This window comes from Fructobacillus pseudoficulneus (assembly GCF_900108455.1).
Classification (GTDB): Bacteria; Bacillota; Bacilli; order Lactobacillales; family Lactobacillaceae; genus Fructobacillus; species Fructobacillus pseudoficulneus.
Window position 1 is genome coordinate 89,507 of sequence record NZ_FNWS01000004.1, and the last position, 24,126, is coordinate 113,632.

Here is a 24,126-nt window from a genome sequence, read left to right on the forward strand (position 1 = left end):
AAAAAAGGCCCTGACAGTTTAGTAACTGTCAGGACCTTTTCCTGTGACCCAGCTACTAGAAGATTCCCTCCTAGTAGCTGACAACTCAAATAATCAACTTACTAGGACAAGCTAAGCAAGTTGAGCAACAACGCAGATTGAGTTGAGACGATTTGATTTTGATTCATTTTGATATTCTTCATGAGGAACCGCCTTTCCTTTTACTACCGTTGTTTAATGATAAATTTATTATAACATGATAATTTGATGAGTCAACAATTAAATAAAAAAAGATTCTGAATCAACAGAATCTTTTTTTCTAATTAAAACAAACCAGTAATCTGACCGTTTTCATCAATATCGATGTCCAAGGCTGCCGGATGCTTTGGCAAACCTGGCATCGTCAGAATCGAGCCAGTGAGGGCCACTAAGAAACCAGCCCCCAATTTGGGCACGAATTCACGGATATGAACCGTAAAGTCCTTTGGTGCCCCTAATTTCTTCGGATCATCAGACAGCGAATACTGGGTCTTGGCCATGACGATTGGTAATTTATCCCAACCATGCTTGGCAAAGTCCTTCAATTGCTTGTCAGCTTTAGCAGATAATTCAACGGCAGCGCCGCCATAAATGTTTTGAACGATGGCCTGCAACTTCTCTAATGCACCATCGTCAGCTTGGTAAAGGGGAACAAAGTCCGCCTTGGCTTCATCAATTGTTTTCACAACTGCTTGGGCTAAGTCAGCGGCACCAGCTCCTCCCTGAGCCCAAACGTCAGCTAAGAAGGCTTGTGCTCCTAATCCAGCAACAAAGTCTTCCACCATCTTGATTTCGGCATCCGTATCCGCCGTAAAGCGGTTAACGGCCACCAAAACCGGCCGGCCATAGCGCTGCATCGCCTTAATATTTTGTCCCAGATTTCCCAATCCTGCCGACAAAGCAGACAAGTTTTCCTGGTTCAAATCGGCCAAAGCTGCGCCCCCGTGGTGCTTCAAGGCACGCACAGTGGCAACGACGACTACGGCATCCGGTGCCTTGCCTAAGCGGGGCACTTTAATGTCCATAAACTTTTCACCACCAAGATCAGCACCAAAGCCTGCTTCCGTCACAACATAATCAGCCAGCTGCAAAGCTGTCTTGGTTGCTTGAACAGAATTCGTTCCCTGGGCAATGTTGGCAAAGGGACCACCATGAATAATGGCTGGTGTATGGTCCAAAGTTTGAACCAAATTTGGCTTAATGGCATCCTTCAACAGCACGGTCAAGGCGCCGGCCACACCCAAATCAGCAACCGTCACCGGTTCCTTATCATAGTTGTAGGCCAAAACAATCTTTTCAATCCGGTGTTTCAAGTCTTGCAAGTCAGTTGACAAGGTCAAAATCGCCATTAATTCTGAAGCAACGGTGATATCAAAGCCGTCTTCTCGCGGCACACCAGAGGTCGGACCACCAAGTCCAATGGTCGTGTGGCGCAAGGCACGGTCATTAATGTCCAAAACGCGCTTCCACAAAATCCGACGAGGGTCGATGTGTAATGGATTTCCCTGGTAAATGCTGTTATCAAGTGCCGCCGCCAAAGTGTTGTGGGCACTTGTCAACGCATGAAAATCACCAGTGAAGTGCAAATTAATATCAGCCATCGGAATTACTTGCGAGTAGCCACCACCGGTCGCCCCACCCTTAAGTCCCATTACTGGGCCCAAAGAAGGTTCACGCAAGGCAATCATCGTCTGATGACCTGCTTGGCTCAAGGCATCGGCCAAGCCCACTGTGACCGTCGACTTTCCTTCACCGGCAGGCGTTGGATTAATCGACGTCACCAAAATTAGCTTGCCCAGGTCCTGCTTACGCGCAACCTTAGGATCCAACTTAATCTTGGCCTTATCGTAGCCGTAGGGTTCGATTTCATGTGCTTGCAACCCAGCCTTTTCAGCAATTTCACTGATGGGTAAGGCTGTCGCTTCTTGTGCAATTTCGATATCTGTTTTCATTGGCACATCCTATTCTTTACCAAGGTCAACCGCCCAATGACCAATGTCATGACGATAAACCAAGTCTCCATACGTTTTATCCAAAACATCGTAAACAGCTGCTTGAGCTGCTTGGGTATCCTGGGCGTGGGCAATCACCGTTGCCACCCGACCGCCGTTAGCAACCAAACCTTCATCGGTTGCTTTGGCCCCGGCATAATTCACCGTTAATGGTGACAAATCTGCAGCACTTGGTACCTGACCACCTTTTTCAGGTGCTTGTGGATAACCCGGTGCAGCAAGCACTACACCCAAGTATACATCATCTGTTTGCCAGTTGGCTTCTGGACGCTTACCGGCCAGCAAATCAAGAATCATTTGGTAGAAGTCAGATTCAAGTTGGGGCAAGACCACCTGGGCCTCCGGGTCACCAAAGCGCACGTTAAATTCAATCACCTTTGGACCGGCAGCGGTTAGCATAACCCCAGTGTACAAGACCCCGGTAAAGGGGGTGCCACGGTCAGCCATTGCGGCCAACATCGGATCGACTAATTCATCAACAGTCTGAACGGCATCGCTGTCTCGTAACCATGACAGTGGACTATACGCCCCCATCCCACCAGTATTGGGACCACGGTCGTGGTCATAACGGCGTTTGTGGTCTTGAGCCATCGGTGCGTGGACGACCTGCCCATCCTTACCAACGAGCGAGAAAATTGAAAACTCGACACCATTGAGAAATTCCTCAATGACCAATTTGGCCGTTGGGTCCTTCTGATAAAGGCTCTGCAAGTATTCATCGGCACTGGATTGGTCTTTGATAATGGTGACACCCTTACCCAAAGCCAGACCATCCAGCTTGAAGACCATTGGCCAGTCAAATTCCAAAATGGCATCTTTGGCTTCCTGACGACTATTCACCGTCACAGCCTTGGCCGTTGGAATCTCATTGGCTGTCAAAATCTCCTTGGCAAAGGTTTTTGACCCCTCCAATTGTGCTGCCACCGCATTTGGACCAAAAATTTTCAAACCAGCCTCTTCAAAGCGGTCAACGACTCCTAGGATGAGGGGGTCCTCGTTACCAACAAAGGTCAAATCAACTTGTTGATCTTTGGCCGCTTGGACCAAGGATACGATATCGTTGGCATCAATTGGCAAGCGAGTTAGTCCGGTTTCTTGCATCCCGTCATTACCGGGTGCAACCAAGACTTCATCAACTTGCGGACTCTTTAAAAATGTTTGGGCCAGGGCATGTTCCCGGGCACCGGAACCGATTACTAATACCTTTGACATGGAATTTGTTCCTCTTGCTTAATGCTTGAAGTGACGACGACCTGAGAAGACCAAAACCAAACCAAGTTCGTCAGCCTTAGCGATTGAATCTTGGTCCTTAATTGAGCCACCAGGTTCAACAACGGCCTTGATGCCATTTTCAGCGGCATAAGCCACTGAATCGTCCATTGGGAAGAAGGCATCCGATGCCAAAACGGCATCTTCAAAGCCAGGCTTAGCCTTCGCCTTTTGTATTGACATCTTTACGGAATCAATTCGGTTTGGTTGACCCGCACCAACTCCAAGAGTCTGACCCTCGCGGGCAACAACAATCGCATTTGACTTTGTATGCTTAACAGCCTTTTGTGCAAAGACCATTGCCTTGAGTTGTTCAGCAGTTGGCTGAGCCTTTGAAACAACCTTGAAATCAGCTTCCGTTTCAGACAACAAGTCGCGGTCTTGGGCAACAAAGCCACCCAAGACTGACGTTACTTCTGTACGGTTTGGCACGTCTGTTGTAAATGGCAAAGTCAACAAACGCAAGTTCTTCTTTTTAGCCAAAACTTCGTAAGCTTCATCCGTAAAGCTTGGTGCGATGATGATTTCCAAGAAAATGGCATGCATCTTTTCGGCAGTTGCTAGGTCAACTTCGCGGTTCAAAGCAACGATTCCACCAAAGATTGAAATATCATCGGCTGCAAAGGCCTTGTCCCAAGTTTCTTCGATGTTCTTCCCTTGACCGATTCCAGCTGGGTTCATGTGCTTAACCGTTACAACCGTTGTCTCGTCGTATTCAGCAATAATCCGAAGGGCAGCATCGGCATCGCGGATGTTATTGTATGACAACTGCTTACCGTGCAAGATATTGGCATTCAAAATTGAATATTCTTCTGGCAAAGCGCTTGTGTAGACCGCAGCGTTTTGGTCTGGGTTTTCCCCATAACGCATGTCATCAAACTTTTCACCAGAAATCGTTAATTGTTCTGGGAATTCTTTGTCAGTTAAGTATGACGCAATCAAGGCATCATAAGCCGCAGTGTGTTGGAAAACCTTCGTTGCCAACTGGCGCCGGAACTTTTGATCATCTTCACCGTTCTTCAAATGGGCGATAACGGCTTCATAATCAGTTGGATCAACGACTGGCAAGACTGCCGCAAAGTTCTTGGCTGCTGAACGCAACATTGATGGTCCACCAATATCGATGTTTTCGATTGCATCCGCATCGGTCACATCTGGCTTTAAAATCGTTTCCTTAAATGGATAAAGGTTCACTACCACCATGTCAATTGGTGTGATGTCATGTTCCTTCAAAGTGGCCATGTGTTCTGGCAAATCGCGCCGGGCCAACAAGGCACCGTGGACGCGTGGGTGCAAAGTCTTAACCCGACCATCCAACATTTCTGGAAAGTTGGTAACGTCTTCAATGCCAATCACATCCAAACCGGCATCGGCCAGAGCCTTGTGGGTCCCACCAGTTGATACCAATTCAAAGTCCAATGCCACTAACTGCTTGGCAAAGTCGACCAAGCCCGTCTTATCTGAAACACTTAACAACGCCCGTTTCATTGTAAAAATACCCCTTTTTCTAGTAAATCAGCTAATACTGCTGGATAAAGTTGGTGCTCAACTGCATGAATTCTTTCTTCTAAGTCGGCCAAGGAATCTTCTGGATACCGCGCCACAGCCTCTTGGGCGATGGCCGGACCAGTATCGATGCCGTTATCGATAAAGTGGACCGTCACGCCGGTTTGACTGACCCCAGCTTCATAAGCATCCTCGATGCTATGACGCCCAGGAAACTTCGGCAACAAGGCCGGGTGCAGGTTGACGATTTTTTGTGGGAAGGCATCCAACAGCGTATCGGTGATAATCCGCAAGAAACCGGCCAACAAAATCCCGTCCACTTGGTAGGCCTTCAATTCGGCCACAATCGCTTCTTCGGCCGCCGTCTTACTCTCAAAGCCGGGATAGCGGACCTTAAAGACCGGAATATTCCACTTAGCGGCTCGGTCAATCACCGGTGCATCCTGGTGATCCACAACGAGCAAGACAATTTCTGCCGGCAAATTCCGGTCAACAATCGCTTGCTGCAAGGCCGAAAAATTCGTTCCCGTCCCGGAGGCAAAGACTGCCAACCGCACGGGCCGCTTTTCTACTTGGCTGGCCATGGCGCATCCCCCGTAAAGGTTACCGCTTCATCACCCGGTCCTGCGGCAACAATTTCACCAATCTTATACGCTGGTTCATCATTTTCTGCCAGCAAATCCAAGATGGCATCGGCCTGGTCGGCGCTCACCGTCAACACCATTCCCAAACCGTTATTAAAGGTTAGCAACATGTCGTCAACCGACAATTGACCAGCTTCTTGCAACTTCTTAAAGATTGGCAAAATTGGCCAAGTTCCCCATTTAATTTCGGCTTGCACATTGGCCGGCAAGGCCCGTGGCAAGTTTTCCACCAAACCGCCACCGGTAATATGGGCAGCAGAGTGAACCAGACCCTTTTGAATCAAAGGCCACAGGGCGTGGGTATAAAGCTTGGTTGGTGCCAAAACTTCCTCTTGCAAGTAGTCGGGCAAGTCGTTAAAGGCATTGGCATCGTCATGAATGCCCAAGACTTGGCGAACCAATGAGTAACCATTGGAATGGACCCCAGAAGATGGCAAACCAATCAAAACATCGCCAACTTGGACGTCGTCTGCCTTGAGCAGTTGACTCTTTTCGGCAACTCCGACGGCAAAGGCGGCCAAATCATAGTGGTGTGGCTGGTACAGGCCTGGTAATTCAGCACTTTCACCCCCAACAAGGGCAATTTGGGCTTCCTTGGCAGCCTTCGCAATCCCAGTCACAATTTCAGCAGCGACTGCTGGACGCATTTTATCGACTGCCAAATAATCAAGCATAAAGGCTGGCTTGGCACCCTGGGCCAAAATGTCGTTAACGACCATCCCAACCAGGTCCTGTCCAATCGTGTTATGGCGGTTAGCGGCAATAGCCAAGAGCAACTTGGTCCCAACCCCATCTGTTCCTGAAATCAAAACTGGCTCTTTGAGGCCAGCATCAAGGGCATAAACTGAACCAAAACCACCAAGGCCTGAAAGAACATTTGGCGTATAAGTTTCTTGTACCGCAGCAGACATGAGTTCGACCGCTTGGTTACCGGCTTCAATATCAACGCCGGCGGCTTCGTAAGCGTTTTGCTTCTTTGCCATCTACTTTGCTCCTTTAGTTTCCTGAATCTTCCGCTGCATCGGCAGGAACATACAAGCTGATTGGTTCCTCATCAAAGGTAACTTCCCCACTAGCAGCTGCTTCTGCCATTTCTGGACTGTAATCATAAATTGGGCTTGGGTAATGACCGCTAAAGTAAGCTGTCGTCAAACCTGGTTGCCCATTTGGCATACGTAGGCCGATCGAATCAACCAAGGCCTCGTTACTCAAAAATTCAAGTGAGTCAGCCTCAATCAATTCCGTCATTTCAGCCAAAGTATGGTTATTTCCCATCAATTCGGCGCGCGTTTGCACGTCAATTCCATAAAAGGCTGGGTACTTAAAGATTGGGCTGGCAATGCGCACGTTAACTGACTTGGCACCCGCTTCCTTGAGCATCCGGACAATGTACCGGCAAGTTGTTCCACGCACGAGGGAATCATCGACCAAGACCACGTTCTTGTCTCGGACAACCGCTTCAACGGCTGACAGCTTCATCCGCACGGCACGTTCACGCTTGTCTTGTGTTGCTTCAATGAAGGTGCGGGCGATGTACTGGTTCTTCACCAAGCCCATTTCATTTGGCAAACCAGCCGCTTCGGCGTAACCGCTGGCGGCAGACAAACTTGAGTTTGGCACCCCAACAACGATGTCCGCATTTGGCACCGGTTGTTCCTTGGCCAAAGCTGCTCCCATCCGCTTACGAGCCTGGTGCACATTAATCCCGTGGATATCAGAATCTGGCCGGGCAAAGTAAACATATTCCATGACGTCGACGTTCAAAGTCGTCTTGTCCGTGTAGTGGCTAATCTTCATGCCGTCTTGGTCAATTCGAATCAGCTCACCCGGTTGAACATCGCGGACATACTTGGCGCCCACCACGTGCAAAGCAGCGGTTTCTGACGTCACCACGTATGACCCGGTATCCGGCATTTGCCCAATCACAAAAGGACGGAATCCGTGGGGATCAAGCATGGCGTACAAGGCGTGCGGCGTCAGCAACAAGAAAGCGAACCCGCCACGCAACTGGTTCAAGGCATCTTGAATTTTTTCATCAAATGTGTCGGCTTTTGACCGGCGAATTAAGTGCAAAATAATTTCGGAATCAGATGACGACTGGAAAATCGCCCCCTCTTCTTCCAAGTGATTGCGCAAAGTTTGCGCGTTGGTCAAATTCCCATTGTGGGCCAAAGCCAACTGCATATCATGGAAGTTGGCCATCAAGGGTTGAATATTTTCAATCCCATGGGCACCAGCAGTAGCATAGCGCAAGTGGCCAATTGCGGTCTCACCCTTTAAGGCTTCCAAGCGGCGGGGGTCACCAAAGACATCGGCCACCAAGCCAATGCCGCGTTCCTGCCACAAGTGGCCCTGGTTGTTGGCGACGATCCCGGCCCCTTCTTGACCACGGTGTTGCAAAGCGTGCAAGCCATAGTAGGTCAAATTAGCAGCGTCGGCACGACCCCAAACGCCAAAAATACCACATTCTTCATTTAATGATGAGTAGGCGGCTTGCCCCGTCACTTCATTCACATATTGATCCATCAGTGCGACTCCTTATTCAGCCATCAATTGCGGAATGGCATTTTGATAGCTTGCCTTGGCAGTTTCTGTGGCCACCGTCAATTGACCATCATTGGTCTGAATTGAAATTTCGCCAGCTGCCGTTACTTGGCCTAATTTGTTCACGATTGCGGACGTTTCGGTCATTTGTTGTTCAAATGCTGCGACTTTATCAGCCGGTACTGTCAAAATAAACCGACCGGATGTTTCCGCAAATAATTGGGCTTGGCTACCAGCAAAGGTCACTTCAGCACCCAAATCATGGGCAAAGGTTGCCTCTGCTAAGGCAACAGCCAAGCCACCTTCGCTCAAATCATGGGCGCTATGAACATTGCCCGCTTCGATTGCGGCCAAAACAAAGTTTTGGTTTGCCAATTCGGCTGCCGCATCAAAGTCAAAGAGCTGACCGGCGATCTCACCGGTTTGCATCTTTTGAATTTCACTTCCGTTAAAGCTGTCAGCCGTTGCCCCAACCAAATAAATTTGATCACCAGCAGACTGGAATTCAGCCCGGGTAATGTTTTGGTTATCAGCAATCAAACCAACCATGCCGACCATGGCCGTTGGCAAAATGGCCTTGTTGTCGGTTTCGTTGTACAAACTAACGTTTCCAGAAATGACCGGTGTGTTCAAGCGCTTCGCCATATCGGTAATACCTTCCACCGACTGGTGGAGTTCATAATAAACTTCTGGATTATCAGGTGAACCAAAGTTCAAACAATCGGTCATTCCAATTGGCAATGCCCCGGTCGCCACCAAATTACGGGCGGCTTCGGCCACGGCCATTTGTCCCCCAACAAAAGGATTCAAGTAAGCAAAGCGACTGTTGACATCGGTGGTCATGGCCAAGGCCTTCTTTGTGCCACGAATCCGTGTCACACCGGCATCCCCACCAGGCTTAACGACCGTATCGGCGCGCACCTGTGAGTCAAAGTGACGGAAGAGACTTGCCTTTGAAGCAATCGTTGGTTGGGCCAACAAATCTAACAAGACCTGCTTGGCATCGGCCACGTTTGGTTGGTACTGGTCCTTCGTGGCCGTCTTCAACCGAGCGGGTTCTTCCTGGGCCAACTTAGGTTCTGGCGCATGCGTCAAAAAGTCGATATCAACATCGGCCACCGTTTCTCCGTGGAAGTTCAAGCGGTAGCGCTCATCGTCGGTCACAGTTCCAACTTCAACCGCGTCCAAACCAGCTTTCTTGAACAGATCAATCACTGGTTGTTCTTCACCCTTTTGGACAACCATCAACATCCGTTCCTGAGATTCTGACAACATCAATTCATAGGGTGTCAAAGCAGCTTCACGTTGTGGTACCAAATCAAGGTTCAATTCGATTCCAGTGCCCGCCTTTGAGGCCATTTCAGAACTAGAAGACAGCAAACCAGCGGCCCCCATGTCTTGGATTCCGATAATGCTTTGCCCGTATTTGCGGATGGCCTCAATCGTGGCATCCATCACCAACTTTTCCAAGAATGGATCACCAACCTGGACGGCTGAACGGTCTGATTCTTCCGTTGATGAGAATTCGGCTGAGGCAAAGCTAGCCCCGTTAATCCCGTCACGGCCAGTCTTAGCCCCAACGTAAATGATGGTGTTTCCTGAACCCTTGGCTTGACCGACCTGCATTTCGTCCTGGTTCACCAACCCAACGGACATCACGTTGACCAGTGGGTTACCAGCGTATGATTCATCAAAGGCAATTTCACCACCCAAATTGGGAATCCCAATCGCATTACCGTAACCAGCGATTCCAGCAATTACGCCGTCAACAATTTGCCGGGTCTTGGCATTGTCCAATTGACCAAAGCGCAATGAATCCAAAACGGCAATTGGCTGAGCACCCATTGAGAAAATGTCGCGCAAAATGCCACCAACTCCAGTTGCAGCCCCTTCATATGGTTCAACGAAAGATGGGTGGTTGTGACTTTCGGCCTTAAAGACGACCGCTTGGCCATCCCCAATGTCCAAAATTCCAGCCCCTTCACCGGGTCCTTGCAAAACACGGTCATTTTTTGACCAGAACTTCCGCAAGGCTGGCTTTGACTTCTTGTAAGAGCAGTGTTCTGACCACATTCCAGAAAAAATACCAGCCTCTGTATAATTTGGTCGGCGACCGAGGTGGTCGACAATCAAATCATATTCGTGGTCTGTCAGACCCCAATCCGCATAGATGCGCTTTTCAGCAATCATATCTGGACTTGGCTCGTTGGCCATTGGGTTAGTTTGTTGGGTACTCATCCAAATTCTCCTTTAAAACGGATGTTTTAACTTTAAGCGCGGGCTTTGTGATCAACGGCAGCTAAGAGACTTTCAAAGAAGGCCCGGCCACTGTCATTGCCAGTCAAGGCGTCAACGGCCCGTTCTGGGTGAGGCATCATGCCATAAACATTACCGGCCTTGTTGGTGATGCCGGCAATCCGGTTCATTGAACCATTCACATTTTCCTGGTAGCGGAAGATCACCTGGTGGTTATCTTCCAATTCTTGCAAAGTGGCTTCGTCTGTGACGTAGTTCCCTTCGCCATGAGCGATTGGTACCTTGATGACGTCACCCTTTTTCAAGACATTCGTGAAGTTACTATCTTCATTTTCGACAACCAAGTTAACTTCATCGCAGATAAAGCCGGGTTGCTCGTTCACTAGCAATTGGCCTGGCAACAGACCTGCTTCCGTCAAAATTTGGAAGCCGTTGCAAATACCAATCACCAACTGACCATTGTCAGCAGCGACCTTAACGGCATCCATCGCAGGTGAGAACTTTGCCACGGCACCAGAACGGAGGTAATCACCATATGAAAAGCCACCCGGAATAAAAATGGCGTCGTAGGCTGATAAATCGCTGGCCTGGTCGTCTAATAAATCAACGGCCACATCAAAAGATTCCAGCGCATGGTACATATCCATATCACAGTTTGAGCCTGGGAAAGTAATAACGGCAGCTTTCATGGGTGTTCTCCTTTTTAAATTTCTTCCAAATCGTAAGTATAGGTTTCCGTGTTGTGGTTGATCAGCAAAGCTTCCACTAAGGATTCAACTTCCTTAGCAACAGTTGCCTGATCAGCACCAGTCAATTTCACTTGGAAATACTTTCCTTGACTGACATCTTCAATTCCTGGGTATTCAAGTCGTTCCAAAGCTGACTTGATGACCACACCCTGCGGGTCCAAGATTGAAGGCTTGTAGGTTACGTAGATTTTTGCCAAATACATTTTGCTGTACTCCTTTTACTTCAGCACATCTTCAAGGCGTTCCAAAACGTCTTGGTAGCCAACCCGCAAGTCGCCTTGCTTTTGGCGGAAAACATCTTTATCCAAAGATTTACCAGTTTTTTGGTCAACCAAACGCATGTTGTCTGGTGATAATTCATCAGCTAAGATGATTTGTCCATCGGCCAAACGACCAAATTCCAACTTGTAGTCGATCAAAGTGATATCAATTTGTTCAAACAAAGCCACCAACAATTCGTTGACTTCATCAGCCAAAGCAAAGATGGTTTTCAAATCCGCTTCGCTCGCAAAGCCAAGTGAAATCGCCTGTGACTGATTCATGAATGGATCGTCTAATTCGTCTGACTTGTAGTAAAGTTCTTGAACGCGGGGCGTCAATTTTTGCATTGGTTCAACACCAAAGCGTGACACGAAGTGACCAGCCGTGTAGTTCCGTGTGACAACTTCCAACGGGATAATGTCGACCTTCTTAACTAATTCGTCCGTAGCTGAAACCGAGCCCAACCAGTGATGTGTCACCCCTTTTGAAGCGAGGTAAGTGAACAAACGGTTGGAAATATTACTATTCAACTGTCCCTTACCAGCATATTCTTCCTTGACCTTACCGTTTAAAGCAGTGACCTGGTCCATGTAGTGCATCCAAAGGATGGCTGGGTCGCTCGTAGCAAAGACCTGCTTAGCCTTCCCTTCATAGAGCAAGTCACCCTTCGTGATGGTCTGTCCGTTGAATTCAACTGCGTTGTCTGTCATTTTTCCGTACTCTCCTGCTTAAATTGTTTGGAAATACTTGCTTAAATCGTCGATTCCTGTTGCGCCAACCACCGTTAGGTGGCCCATCTTTCGGCCTGGCTTAACAGCAGCCTTGCCATAGTCGTGGAAGTGCCACTCTGGATAGTCTGGGAAGGCTTGGCGGGCCTGAAGCAACTCGTCGCCCAAGAGGTTAACCATCATCGCTGGGCCGTGCAAGGTAATGGTTGGGATTGGTAGGCCAACGATGCTGCGAATATGCCCCTCAAATTGAGAAACATTACATGCTTCAATCGTATAGTGCCCAGAGTTATGAGGGCGTGGTGCCAACTCATTAACCCAAACCTGATCAGTTTCTTGGTTAACAAAGAGCTCAATTCCCAATACGCCGCGCAAATCCAACTTTTCCGCAATCGTTTTAGCAATGGCGTGAACCCGGTCGTTCAAGTCTGAACTGACATCTGCTGGAATCATGCAGGTTTTCAAAATATGATTTTGGTGGACATTTTCCGAAATTGGCCAAGTTATCAACTGTCCCTGACGGGTTTGGCTGACCATAATACTAATTTCTTTTGTAAAGGCAATCTTTTCTTCTAAGATTAAGATGCCGCCCGGCCAGTTGGCCTTCAAGTTCGTGACATCAGCAGCCGTGTTTAAGTCAAATTGACCGTGACCATCGTAACCACCACTAACGGTTTTTAAGATGGCTGGTAGGCCAACTGTGGCAACGGCTTGGTCCAAGTCTGCTGGGTTTTCTACCCGGGCAAATTTGGCAACGGGAACCTGAGCTTCATCGCGAATAAAGGTTTTTTCGGCTAAACGATTACTGGTGATTTCCAGCAAACGCACGCCCTGTGGTACGTAGACATGCGTTAGCTTACGCAAGGCCTCTTGGCTGACGTTTTCAAATTCATAAGTCAAGACATCCGCTTTGTCTGCCAAGGCTTGGAGCGCCTCTTGGTCGTCATATTCGGCCACAATTTGCTCATCGCAAACTTGAGCAGTCGGACAGTCAGGAGTGGGGTCTAAGACCACGACCTTATAGCCCATTTCTTTTGCGGACAGCGCCATCATTTGGCCGAGCTGACCACCACCGATAATCCCGATGGTCGACCCTGGTTGGAGGTAACGGTTTGCTTCGGTCATTTGAGGTCCTCCTCGCTTTCAATCGAGCTAGCAGTTTGAGCTGCACGGAAGTCGGCTAAATTGGCCGCAACCGCTGCATCGTGCAAGGACAAGATTGAGGCGGCATAAAGGGCGGCGTTCTTGGCACCGGAATTTCCGATTGCCATGGTGCCGACTGGGACACCACCTGGCATCTGCACGATACTAAGCAACGAGTCTAAGCCATTTAAGTTACTTGACTTGACCGGTACACCAATCACCGGAATCGTTGTGCTGGCCGCTAACATTCCTGGCAAATGCGCTGCGCCACCAGCTCCGGCAATGATAATTTCTAGGCCATTTTCTCGGGCGTTTTGGCCAAATTCTTGTAGTTGAACCGGCATCCGGTGAGCGGAAATCACATGCTTTTCTGCCTGTATTCCCAACTCTTCCAACAGGTCAAAGGCTAACTTCATTGTTGGCCAATCACTGGTTGATCCCATCACCACTGCTACGCGCGCTGTCATGCGTTTTCCTCCAATTGTTCGTCTTTTATGGAAATAGATCCGCTTTATAAAAATGCAGTTCGCTTTAAACACATGATAACAAAACTGACACAATTTGTGTTCGCTATTTAATAATAAAATTCTCATATAATTTCGTTCTGATTCATAAAAGACGAACATTGGTCAAAAAACCGCTATTTTCCTATGTATTATCTGTAATAAAAAAAGCAGCAGGTTTATGAAAACCTGCTGCTTTTTATCTAGTTCATCGCTGTCTGACTGTGTTGCCGGTCAAACCAGTTCAAATAAATTTTAGCTGTCGCTGAGGACAATGCCACGGCGAGGGCGAAGATAATTAAGGCCGAATAATCCAAATGGCTAATTTCAAAGACCATGAACATAGCCATTAACGGTGCCTGTTGTGAAGCGGCTAATAGTGCCACCGCCCCAATCAAAGCGAATTGCCAAGGTGCAATCCCGGGCAAAAATGGTTGCAAGAAGACCGACATGACTAGTCCAACAACTGCCCCCAAGGCAATCGAAGGCGTTAGCGTTCCACCGGTCCCACCACCATAAAGACTCAGAAAGGTCATGGCAAACTTCGCCAAACCCAGAGCGATAAAGAAGTACAACAAATGATTGTTAGTTTGTAAAAGGGCGTACTGAGCAGTCGCCCGACCATTGCCCATCACGTAAGGGAAAATCCAAGCAGTCAACCCAGTGGCTAACCCGACCAAGGGCATCGTTAACCACAACCACCGCCCCTTGGCTTGATACTGTTGAGCCCAACCGAAAGCTTGCTTAGCCCAGGCACCAAAGATTCCGGCAATCGGCCCAATAATCAAGGCAGCCACTAATAGAATTAATGAAAAGTGGCCGTCTTGGAGCAAGGCATAATATGGATCAAAGCCCTTCACCAACGACCCCAACAATGCCGCAATGGTCGACATGATCAAGGAAACCGAAATGGTTTTGACCGAAGCCTTCTTCAACAGTAACTCCACCGCAAAGAGCATCCCCGTAATTGGTGCAATATACACCCCGGCAAATCCGGCCCCAGCCGATGCCGCTAGCAGCAACTTTTGGTCTTCTGCGCTTAGGTGCAACCAGGCCCACTTACTGGTTTTCTGCTGATAAACTTGCGCCAACATCACCCCGGCCTGCCGTGGTGCTAATTCTCGGCCGACTGAACCACCGGTTCCAACAAAAAACATCTGGGTCAAAACATTCAATGCCGTCTTGATTGGTGGCATTTGTTCCCCCTTGAGGGCGCCGTTAATTCCAACAATCTTCTTACCACGAGCACGAATGGCCCACCAAACTAAACCGGCAATGGCCGCTCCGACAATCGATGAGACCAAGCGGCGGATTGGGCTGGCCGCATTTGGACTGTAGTGGCGAAAGGATTCATGAAAATTCAAAAAGAACACTTCGACCACGTCTAAAAAGAGTGACAGCAAAACAGCCGCCAAACCAATAACCAAGGCTAAGATAAGCGTTGTAATCCCCAAGGACCAAAAGGCGCTTTCTTCTGCTTTCTCATCAGGTGTTGCCACCTGACCTTTTTCTTTTGACATAATTTTCCTCTTTTATATGTAGTTTCTTTTTAATCGTGTTGATTAGCGCTATTAATTTTAACAAAAAAGCTGTTAGACTGCATTTTTACCGGTATTTATTTCAAAATAAAGTTGATTTTCCCCTCTATTTTCTCAATAAAATCACCATTATTATTATCATAAAAAAACTATACCAATTCTAAAAAATCACCCTTACATTTATTTGGTTTTTGTTCTTAATTTTTTCAACTTGTCAGATTTTTTCGCTATTAAAGGGACATCTTTATCTTTTTATGCCCGATTCTTGACATATACCTTGCATATTTTGATATTTTGTTTTAAGTTAGACCAGTAAAGGAAAAAATTAGTTTTAGAAAGAAAAATTCATATGGCAGACGAAAAAAAGCAAAACCGTCAAAATGATGGCATGGCTCAGATGCACATGAATCACCATCATGATGACATGGACATGGCTGGCATGAACCACGACCACATGGATAAATCAGAGAACCACCACATGCAGATGGATCATCATGAAAACCATCAAATGAACATGGACCATCAGGACAAGCATTCCACACAACCTGACCAGTCGATGCAGATGAACCATGAAAAAATGAATCATCACATGGATCACCAGCAAATGGGTCATGACATGGGCGACATGAAAATGGACCACTCAGGCAATGAGATGGCCCACATGGACATGAATCACGATATGGGTGATATGCACATGGATCATAGCATGGCCGGCATGGGTGGGATGCCAATGAATCATAGCAACATGAAGCAACGGTTCTGGTGGTCATTAATCCTGCTAATTCCACTCGTCTTTGTTGCCCCCTTCATGGGCGTTGACCTTCCCTTCACCTTAACTTTTCCTGGATCCAACTGGGTCACTCTAATTTTGGCCACCGCTATGTACGTGGTCGGTACCCAGCCATTCTTTTCCAGCGCTAAAATTGAAATTAAAAATAAAAAACCAGCGATGATGTCCCTGATTTCGATGGGGCTGCTGGTGACCTACTGGGTTTCCGTCTATGCCTTTATCGCCAAGACCTTCTTTAAGGTCGATGCCATGGACTACTTCTTTGAATTTGCCACCTTGGTTGTCATTATGTTGCTCGGTCACTTGATTGAAATGCAGGCAACGATGAAGGCTGGTAACGCCACTTCCGAGTTATCAAAGTTGACGCCGGCAACTGCTCACGTGAAGCACGGCGATTCCTACATGGATATGCCCGTTTCTTCGCTCAAGGCTGGCGCCGAAGTGCAAGTTCGTGCAGGGGAATCATTCCCAGCCGATGGAACCGTTTTGTCTGGTAACAGCCAAGTCGATGAATCGTTAATGACCGGTGAATCAAAGCCAGTCAAGAAAGCTGAAAACGCCACTGTCATCGGTGGAACCATCAACGGCGAGGGAACCCTGGTCGTCAAGGTATCTGCGGTTGGCGCCGATTCCTTTATCGGTCACCTCAAGCAGACTTTAAATGAAACCGAGGCGAGTTCTTCAAAGGCCGAATCACTGGCCAATAAAGTTGCCGGCTGGCTCTTTTGGGTTTGTTTAACCGCCGCCATCTTGGCTCTCATCATTTGGACAAGTATTAGTGGCCTAACGACCGCCTTTAACATTGCGGTCACTACCTTAATTATTGCTTGCCCCCATGCTTTAGGCCTGGCAATTCCGTTGGTTATCCAACAAACAAAGTCCATCGCCGCTAAGGATGGCATTTTGATCAAAAAGCACGGTGCCATTCTTTCCGCTAAGCACCTTGATTACGCTTTGATGGACAAGACCGGAACTTTGACCAACGGTCATTTCCAAGTCCAAAAGTTAGTGACTAACGGTATCGCTGAAAAGGATGCCTTAGCCATTATGGCTGCCCTTGAACAACAATCTTCTCACCCATTGGCTGAAGCCATTGTTCAAAAGGCTGAAAGTGAAAACATTACTGTTAGCGCCGGTAAAGATGTCCAAACCATCGCCGGAGCCGGAATCTCTGGAACAATTAGTGGTCAGAAATACTCATTAGTTTCAGCTCGTTATCTCACTCAGCAACAAATTAGCTTTGAGCCACTAAACGCTGACGGTTCCATTTCTTATTTGACTGATGGAAACAGCGTCCTAGCGGCTGTCTCCCTTGGGGATAGCATTAAGGAAACAGCTAAAGACTTTGTCAGTCAATTAAAGGCCCATAACATTACACCCGTCTTAGTCACTGGTGATGCCAAAAAAACAGCCAAAAAAGTGGCCGAACAACTCGGCATCGACGTCGTTCAAGCCGAAGTATCACCACAAGATAAGATTAATTTGGTCAAGCAGTATCAGCAAAAGGGCAAGACCATGATGATTGGTGATGGAATTAATGATTCACCAGCCTTAGCTCAAGCAGACCTTTCCGTGGCAATTGGGGCAGGGACCGATGTGGCGCAAGCTTCGGCGGATGCGGTTTTGATTTCTAAGTCACTACCAAAAATTATCGATCTGATTAACCTGGCCCACAACGCCAACCGCAAGGAAGTCGAAAACCTTTGGTGGGGAGCTGGCTATAATATCTTAGCCATTCCAACCGCCGCTGGCCTCTTCTCCTTTGCTGGAATCATGCTCAACCCATTAATTGGTGCCATCGTCATGTCACTTTCAACAGTCGTGGTTGCCGTGAATGCTTTGTCTTTGCACAAATAAAGATAAAGATAAAAATAAGTTAAATCTCTCTTAATTTAAAGTTCCTTTTATTTTAAAAATGTATAATTAGCAGTTGTACAGAATAAAAAGGAGCTTTTTTTATGCGCAAATATTTTGCAGAATTCTTCGGAACCGCCCTCTTGTTGATTTTCACGACAACGGCCTTGATTTACACTCAGACATTCCAAACAGGTAACCTGTTTGACGCCATGGGACTCTTTGGTCTGACATTGGCTGTCTTGATGTTCATCTTTGGCCCAATGGCACATGGTGGTCACTTCAACCCGGCCGTCTCTCTTGGTGCTGCAATCAACAAGGACATCACTTGGAAAGAATTTGGTGCTTACATCTTGTCACAACTCCTTGGTGCTTTGGCTGGTCTTGGACTTGCCGTTATCACCTTGGTCCCAGTGATTAACTCACAGGCATCATCTTCTTCATCATCAAGCTCATCAGTGAAGGCTTCTCAAGTATTAACAACGCTTGAACCATCTGCAACGGTTACTTCTTTGCAAGTTGGTTTGGCAGTTGAATTCTTCTTCACTTTCCTCTTTGTTTTGATTACGCTCTTGGCATTGAAGAAGCATGCTAAGCAAGCCCCAGCAATTATGGGAATGACTTTTGCGGTTGTTTCTTACGTTGCTTACCCATTGACTGCCGGATTGGTTAACCCAGCCCGTGCCTTGGCCCCTGCGTTCTTCAACCTTTCATCAACTTCTGTTCACCTTTGGTTCTTCTTAATTGTCGAAATCATTGCCGGAGCATTAGCTGGTTTGGTTATGAAGTATCTCGCACCAAAGCCAATTGAAGAATAAAATTCGCATAAAAAAGGATTGCTCAAATGAGCAATCCTTTTTTTGTTTACCAATTTGGCGGTAATTCTACCTTTATCTTTTCTTGCGTAAACGGAAGAACCAACAGCAACCATTCTGAGTGTAGGTATAACCGGTTAACGGGCAACCCACCGTACCACTCGTCTCCAAGGATTGGATGACCGGCCGCGGCGAGGTGCACACGAATTTGGTGCATCCGGCCCGTTTCTAATTGCAGTTCGACTAACGACTGCTTCTGACCGTCATGCACTTCTTCAGCGCGCAGCCAATAACTCGTTCGCGCCGCTTTCCCGTCTTGACTGACCCAGCGCAAGCGTTCATCAGTTGGATGGGCCCCGATTGCTTGATCAAAAACTCCTGCCGCTTCTTCAAACTCGCCAACGACTTTGGCAAAGTAGCGTCGCTGGATTCTTTTTTCTTTAATCAAACGGTTTAGGATTGGTACCACAATCGGATTTTTCGCCACAATCACCAGACCCGACGTCGCCCGATCCAACCGGTGGACCATGAAGGCCTGCGCGAGCTGCCCGGCCGATTGACAACCGCGCTGGTTAAAGTCTGCTGTTAAGTAATTTAACAGCGTATCATGCTCGGTCGGCGAGTGTGGGTGCATCTTCATTCCAGCTGGCTTGACCGCTACCACTAGGTCATCGTCTTCATAGACTAGCTCGACTCGTTTGCCAGGATTGGCTGGATAGGGGCCCTGAGCCTCGCCAAATGCGCTTTGTTCAAAACTCAGCGTTAGACTGTCACCCGCTTTTAAAACCGCTGCCGTAGAGCTGACAACGCCATTCAGTTTAAATTGACGTTCCTGCCGGAGATATCCCTTTAAATGTTTGGGAAGGTATATTTTTTGCAAATATTCTTTAATAGAATAATCAGCAAATTCCGCACCCATTGTGATATTTTTTTGATAAATCATTTCTTTTGGCATTTTCCTAATAAAAAATCAGGAATTTCTTCCTGATTTTGTTGACGACTTAATTAAGAAAGGCTTTGGCAGCCCCATCATAATCCGTCGCTGTCGATGAAGGATCGTCGTTGATTTCCGGTGCGTCAGTAATATACTCACTAACTGTACTTTGTCCACCATTTTGGCTAATCAACGATGTACTATCCTTATTTTCACTAGCCTTCTTCAAACGATTCAAGGTCTTCGTCTTTGAATAATCATAGGCCGCTGCGTCCACTGCTTTAAATCCTAATGGATGGTAGAAGCGCAGCAAGTTCTTTTGGTTCAATGAATCAGACATTGCTAACTTTTCATTTGCTTCTGCCTGATACTTATTGAACAACTTTTGTTGTTCAGGAGTAGGGTCTGTGATCTTTTGGCCGGACTTCGTATCCCAAATTGTTCCGGAAATTGAAGCGTATTCCGGCGTTATCCAATCCTTATTACGCATGACCACCAATTGGCTTCGGCTGGTTGACAGCAAGTCCTGACCGAATTGGATATAACGTTCACTCGAAATACCAAGCAAATGTTCAATCGTCGGCGCAACATCCACTTCCCCACCATAAGTATGGTTAATGCCACCATTCTTCAATCCTGGTACGTGAATAATCAATGGTGTTCGTTGCAGATTTTCATTGTCGAGGTCCGTCCAATTATCTGGATCCTTACCCAAGATTGGGGCCAAATACTTGCTATCAGAATTATTAATGCCAAAGTGGTCCCCATAAAGGACAACCATTGTATTGTCGTACAGGCCAGAATTCTTCAAGTAGTCAAAGAATTCCTTAACGGCCTGGTCAAGGTAATGGTTAGTAACAAAGTAATTATCAATATACTTCGATCCAGAATTAGTTGTTTGGAAATTAGGGTCCTGATCATCCTTGTCAATTTCATATGGGATGTGGTTTGAGACCGTAATATATTTGGCGTAAAACGGCTGCTGCAAGTGTTCCAAATACGGAACAGAATCCTTAAAGAGCAACTTATCCTTAAGACCCCAAGCCGTTGACTTTTTCCCTGCAGTATCGAAGTATTCCCCAGAAATCCAATTTTGGTAACCCATGTTCTTATAAACATTTGTCCGGTTCCAGAAGGAACCAGTGTTACCGTGGAAGACCGCCGATGAATACCCTTCCCGCTGGTTCAAGATGGCCGGCATTGCTTGGAAGGTTTGATCATTCCCAAGCTTGGCAAAGAGCGATCCCTGTGGCAAACCATAGGTTGAGGTTTCCATCAAGTTTTCCGCATCAGAAGTCTTTCCTTGACCAACCTGGTGGAAGAAATTATCAAATGAGATTGAATCTGAGCTGTGGTACAGCGAGTTCAAGAACGGTGTCACTTCTTGTCCATTGATCTTTTTATCGATAGCAAATTGTTGGAATGATTCCAAATGAATGACGATGACATTCTTACCCTTTGCCTTACCAGCATAGGTTGGATTCATACCCGCATAGTTTTCTTGAACGTACTTCTTGACCTTATCGAGTTCTTCCGGCTTGGCCTTTTTACGAACTTGACTGGTCGTAAAGGTATTATAGCCATCTAAGGCTGTAAATGGGCCGATTCCAAGATACTTAACCAGGTATTCCCGGTCAAATTGCCGTGTGAGCAATTGTGGTCGGTCGATATCTGCCAAAGCTAAATTGGCAATGATCACGAGCCAACCGGCGGCCATTAAAGTGAAAATCTTACCAGTCCGAATTGGTCGCGCATCCTGCTTAATCCGCCTCGTCAACAACAAAACCAAGAGGATTACTAAGTCAATCCAGTATAAGAAGTCATGGCCGTTAAAACTAATGGCACCGGCTGCTTTTCCTCCCTGATTGACAGAAGAGTAATTCAGGATAACGTTGACACTCATGTAGTCCGTGAATTCACGGAAGTAAACAATACTAATATACAGGAATGTCGTGAGTCCGGCCGAAAGGGCCATCATGCCACCATAAAAAAGATGTTTATTTTTGAAGAACAACGGCAGTGCTAACACAAGCATGTTAAAGCCAATTGGATTAATCAACATCAAAAAGACCTGGTAAGGGCTTGAAACGTGTAACCAACTAAAGTCCATTCCATACGCAAATAAGGTCTTAAGAACCATTAAAATAACGACTAGGACGTAGAAGCCCAGCCGTGTATTGATTGCCTGGCAACTTTTTGTGAAGATTTGCTTCACAAAGCTCGGCAAATTTTTAAAAACATTTTTCATAATAGTGTTATTATACCTTTATTTTTAAGGGTTTTCAGCTAAATTTACATCTAGACCAGATTTTTATTCTATTCTCTTTTTCTTGCTAATTCAACATAAATACGTGACAATATAACTAATCTGAAAGAAGCAAAGGAGCGTTCTGATGCCGAAATATGACGCCTATCTCATCGACCTTGATGGTACAATTTACCACGGTAGCCAACCAATCCCGGCCGCTAAACGGTTTATTAACCGACTAAATCAAGCAGAAATTCCTTACTTATTTGTTACCAATAATTCGACAAAAACGCCCGAAACTGTTGCTGACAACTTAACCAAGCAACACGGTATCCCAACCCGACCAGACCAAGTCTATACTTCAGCACTGGCAACGGCGGACTATGTTAAGGGCTTACGGACCAACAACCAATCGGTTTACCTCATTGGTGAAGTTGGTTTAAAGGATGCTTTTGCAAAAGCTGAAATTCCTGTTGGACCAGCTGATCAGGCAAGTTACGTTGTCATGGGTCTCGACCGTGAATTTAACTATCAAAAGTTGCAAGAGGCAACCTTTGCCATTAGCCGTGGTGCTAAATTTATCGCAACCAATGCCGATACAAATTTGCCAAGCGAAAAAGGCATGCTACCGGGAGCTGGCTCACTAGTTGCAGCTGTTGTCACCGCGACTGGTGTTGAGCCGACCATTATCGCTAAGCCCGAAGCACCGATCATGGAGGGCGCTTTGGCTCGATTAAACCAACCACAAAAGCCAATTATGGTTGGTGATAACTATAATACTGATATTCTAGCAGGTATCAAAAATAACTTAGACACTCTTTTGGTTTATACCGGCGTCTCAAAGCCAGAGGAAATCGCTAAGCTAAGTGACAAACCCTCTCACGAAATCAACAACTTTGATGAATGGTCATTTGATTAAACAAAAAAAACAGTCCGAAGACTGTTTTTTTATTTGCTTAATTCTAATAATCGTTTCCGCAGCGCCGGGTCTGCCGCGGCAATGTACAAACCATGACGGCCTCTTTTAGCTAGAATATTTAGGGCATTCAGCATAAAGTCTTGTTTGGCCTGGGCAATCGCTTTAGTGCCCTGCAAATGCGGTGATTTTTTATAAATTTCTCGGTGGATGACTTTCTATGAGATCACCCAAATCCGGTCATGGTCAGCATCGTATTCAAAAGCCGGACTCAACAAAAGACCGACCAAATTTAAGTCAAAGCCTTGAACAGTATAAATTGAACCAACTTCATTAATCGACTCCGGCCGTTTGGCCCAGGTCAATTCCTGCGGGTCATACTCATCCCAAGGCTGGTCAAAGCCATCCATCACCACGTGATGCCTGCCGGACTCATCGTGATCAAAGCCAGTCGTTGAAACGACCCGCGCCATCCCGATTTCTCTGTCGACTTGCTTCAGTTTTGTGAATAAATCATCGGCACGGGCAAAAATTTCCAAATCATAACCCTGCTGTTCCGCTTCACTTGGCAAAGGTAATAATTTACCTTCAGCAAATGCGTCAATCCATTCCTTTACAGCAACTGGCGCATCCATCCGGTATTGAAAGTCCAAATGAAAGAACTTATGTGGGACATCTTTAACAATTTCGTCCAACAATTCCTGGTCCCAATACATCTTACTTTGAATAACCTGGGCAAAGTCAAAGACAACGACTACGACTTTGGCTTGGCGAATCAATTCAGTCAACTGATTATCCTGTGTAAACTTAATGTATGGTTCTGGTTTCGTCAATAACAAGTGCCCTTCATCAATAAAGAGCACATCAAGATTTTCTCCAGTTTTGTCCAAAGAATTAATGATTGATGTCGGACGTTGATAGTCCTTCTTATAGATATTCGAGTACTTGGCCCCCATATCCTGATAAACCTTTAATAACTCGGGATGGTTGACTGTAAAGGCCGTTTTTAAATTAAAGAAGGGGCTCTGCTTATCGGACTTTCCATCACGAATTGTTTTGAATAATTTCGTTAAAACGACTGACTTGCCAGTCCCTGCTGCACCTTGAATAATGGCGACATAGTGATCCTTATCTGCCAAGGAATTGACAATATATTCTTGTAACTCATCTAAAACCCGGCTTTGCTCAGCCGAAAAATCGGTACGGTCAAAGACGGATAAATTTTTCTCAATATGCTCTTTCATATTTTTAGTATAACTGTTTTATAAGGACAAAAAAAGGAAGACAAACGTCTTCCTTTTTTATCATGGGCCATCCAGGACTCGAACCTGGGACCTCTGCGTTATCAACACAGCGCTCTAACCAACTGAGCTAATGGCCCATCTCTTCGGCTACTTG

At 46.6% G+C, this 24,126-nt stretch carries 19 protein-coding genes and 1 tRNA gene; 3 read left to right on the plus strand and 17 right to left on the minus strand.

Annotation, left to right across the window (positions count from 1 at the left end; all coding sequences use genetic code 11):
* Positions 1–302: 302 nt before the first annotated feature.
* The 13 genes from BLW39_RS04730 to BLW39_RS04785 all read right to left on the minus strand — a co-directional run bounded on the left by BLW39_RS04730 (position 303) and on the right by BLW39_RS04785 (position 15,153).
* A complete protein-coding gene (locus BLW39_RS04730; protein WP_059378808.1) occupies positions 303–1,970 on the minus strand; it encodes a formate--tetrahydrofolate ligase in 1,668 nt (555 codons plus the stop codon).
* A gap of 9 nt (positions 1,971–1,979) precedes the next feature.
* Positions 1,980–3,242, minus strand: coding sequence for a phosphoribosylamine--glycine ligase (gene purD, locus BLW39_RS04735; RefSeq protein WP_059378809.1), 1,263 nt, complete (start codon positions 3,240–3,242; stop codon positions 1,980–1,982).
* An 18-nt stretch (positions 3,243–3,260) separates the two neighbouring features.
* Positions 3,261–4,787 (minus strand): bifunctional phosphoribosylaminoimidazolecarboxamide formyltransferase/IMP cyclohydrolase, encoded by a 1,527-nt coding sequence (gene purH, locus BLW39_RS04740; protein WP_059378811.1) that lies wholly within the window; start codon positions 4,785–4,787, stop codon positions 3,261–3,263.
* Complete coding sequence (gene purN, locus BLW39_RS04745; protein WP_059378813.1) at positions 4,784–5,389, minus strand: phosphoribosylglycinamide formyltransferase; 606 nt, start codon at positions 5,387–5,389, stop codon at positions 4,784–4,786. Before purN ends, purH begins: the two co-directional genes overlap by 4 nt.
* Entirely contained in the window at positions 5,374–6,432 is a 1,059-nt protein-coding gene (gene purM / locus BLW39_RS04750) for a phosphoribosylformylglycinamidine cyclo-ligase (RefSeq protein WP_059378815.1), read from the minus strand. Before purM ends, purN begins: the two co-directional genes overlap by 16 nt.
* 13 nt (positions 6,433–6,445) lie before the next feature.
* Complete coding sequence (gene purF / locus BLW39_RS07055) at positions 6,446–7,975, minus strand: amidophosphoribosyltransferase (RefSeq protein WP_059378817.1); 1,530 nt, start codon at positions 7,973–7,975, stop codon at positions 6,446–6,448.
* 12 nt (positions 7,976–7,987) lie between these two features.
* Positions 7,988–10,231, minus strand: coding sequence for a phosphoribosylformylglycinamidine synthase subunit PurL (purL, locus tag BLW39_RS07060; RefSeq protein ID WP_242975640.1), 2,244 nt, complete (start codon positions 10,229–10,231; stop codon positions 7,988–7,990).
* Positions 10,232–10,263: 32 nt separating this feature from the next.
* A complete protein-coding gene (purQ, locus tag BLW39_RS04760) occupies positions 10,264–10,938 on the minus strand; it encodes a phosphoribosylformylglycinamidine synthase subunit PurQ (RefSeq protein ID WP_059378819.1) in 675 nt (224 codons plus the stop codon).
* 14 nt (positions 10,939–10,952) lie between these two features.
* On the minus strand, positions 10,953–11,201 hold the full coding sequence (gene purS, locus BLW39_RS04765; protein WP_059378821.1) for a phosphoribosylformylglycinamidine synthase subunit PurS: 249 nt from the start codon (positions 11,199–11,201) through the stop codon (positions 10,953–10,955).
* 15 nt (positions 11,202–11,216) lie between these two features.
* Positions 11,217–11,969, minus strand: a complete 753-nt coding sequence (locus BLW39_RS04770) for a phosphoribosylaminoimidazolesuccinocarboxamide synthase (protein ID WP_059378822.1) — start codon at positions 11,967–11,969, stop codon at positions 11,217–11,219.
* Positions 11,970–11,987: 18 nt separating this feature from the next.
* On the minus strand, positions 11,988–13,112 hold the full coding sequence (gene purK, locus BLW39_RS04775) for a 5-(carboxyamino)imidazole ribonucleotide synthase (RefSeq protein ID WP_059378823.1): 1,125 nt from the start codon (positions 13,110–13,112) through the stop codon (positions 11,988–11,990).
* Positions 13,109–13,597: a 5-(carboxyamino)imidazole ribonucleotide mutase gene (gene purE / locus BLW39_RS04780; RefSeq protein ID WP_059378825.1), complete on the minus strand. Its 489-nt coding sequence runs from the start codon at positions 13,595–13,597 to the stop codon at positions 13,109–13,111. Before purE ends, purK begins: the two co-directional genes overlap by 4 nt.
* 239 nt (positions 13,598–13,836) lie before the next feature.
* Positions 13,837–15,153 (minus strand): chloride channel protein, encoded by a 1,317-nt coding sequence (locus tag BLW39_RS04785; RefSeq protein WP_059378830.1) that lies wholly within the window; start codon positions 15,151–15,153, stop codon positions 13,837–13,839.
* A gap of 595 nt (positions 15,154–15,748) precedes the next feature.
* On the opposite strand from BLW39_RS04785, the gene BLW39_RS04790 reads away from it, so the two are divergent.
* Both BLW39_RS04790 and BLW39_RS04795 read left to right on the plus strand, forming a co-directional pair.
* Positions 15,749–17,818: a copper-translocating P-type ATPase gene (locus tag BLW39_RS04790; RefSeq protein ID WP_409360011.1), complete on the plus strand. Its 2,070-nt coding sequence runs from the start codon at positions 15,749–15,751 to the stop codon at positions 17,816–17,818.
* A 101-nt stretch (positions 17,819–17,919) separates the two neighbouring features.
* On the plus strand, positions 17,920–18,633 hold the full coding sequence (locus BLW39_RS04795) for an aquaporin (RefSeq protein WP_059378832.1): 714 nt from the start codon (positions 17,920–17,922) through the stop codon (positions 18,631–18,633).
* A gap of 46 nt (positions 18,634–18,679) precedes the next feature.
* On the opposite strand, the gene BLW39_RS04800 is transcribed toward BLW39_RS04795, so the two are convergent.
* Together BLW39_RS04800 and BLW39_RS04805 are read right to left on the minus strand one after the other, a co-directional pair.
* Entirely contained in the window at positions 18,680–19,573 is an 894-nt protein-coding gene (locus tag BLW39_RS04800; RefSeq protein WP_059378860.1) for an RluA family pseudouridine synthase, read from the minus strand.
* Between the two features lie 58 nt (positions 19,574–19,631).
* Positions 19,632–21,812, minus strand: coding sequence for an LTA synthase family protein (locus BLW39_RS04805; RefSeq protein ID WP_059378833.1), 2,181 nt, complete (start codon positions 21,810–21,812; stop codon positions 19,632–19,634).
* 145 nt (positions 21,813–21,957) lie between these two features.
* On the opposite strand from BLW39_RS04805, the gene BLW39_RS04810 reads away from it, so the two are divergent.
* Positions 21,958–22,731 carry a TIGR01457 family HAD-type hydrolase gene (locus BLW39_RS04810; protein ID WP_059378835.1) on the plus strand — a complete coding sequence of 258 codons (774 nt, stop codon included), beginning with the start codon at positions 21,958–21,960 and terminating at the stop codon, positions 22,729–22,731.
* A gap of 215 nt (positions 22,732–22,946) precedes the next feature.
* On the opposite strand, the gene BLW39_RS04815 is transcribed toward BLW39_RS04810, so the two are convergent.
* Positions 22,947–23,972, minus strand: a complete 1,026-nt coding sequence (locus BLW39_RS04815) for a DUF2075 domain-containing protein (RefSeq protein WP_083377484.1) — start codon at positions 23,970–23,972, stop codon at positions 22,947–22,949.
* Positions 23,973–24,035: 63 nt separating this feature from the next.
* Positions 24,036–24,109: transfer RNA gene (locus tag BLW39_RS04820), tRNA-Ile, on the minus strand.
* Positions 24,110–24,126 lie beyond the last annotated feature (17 nt).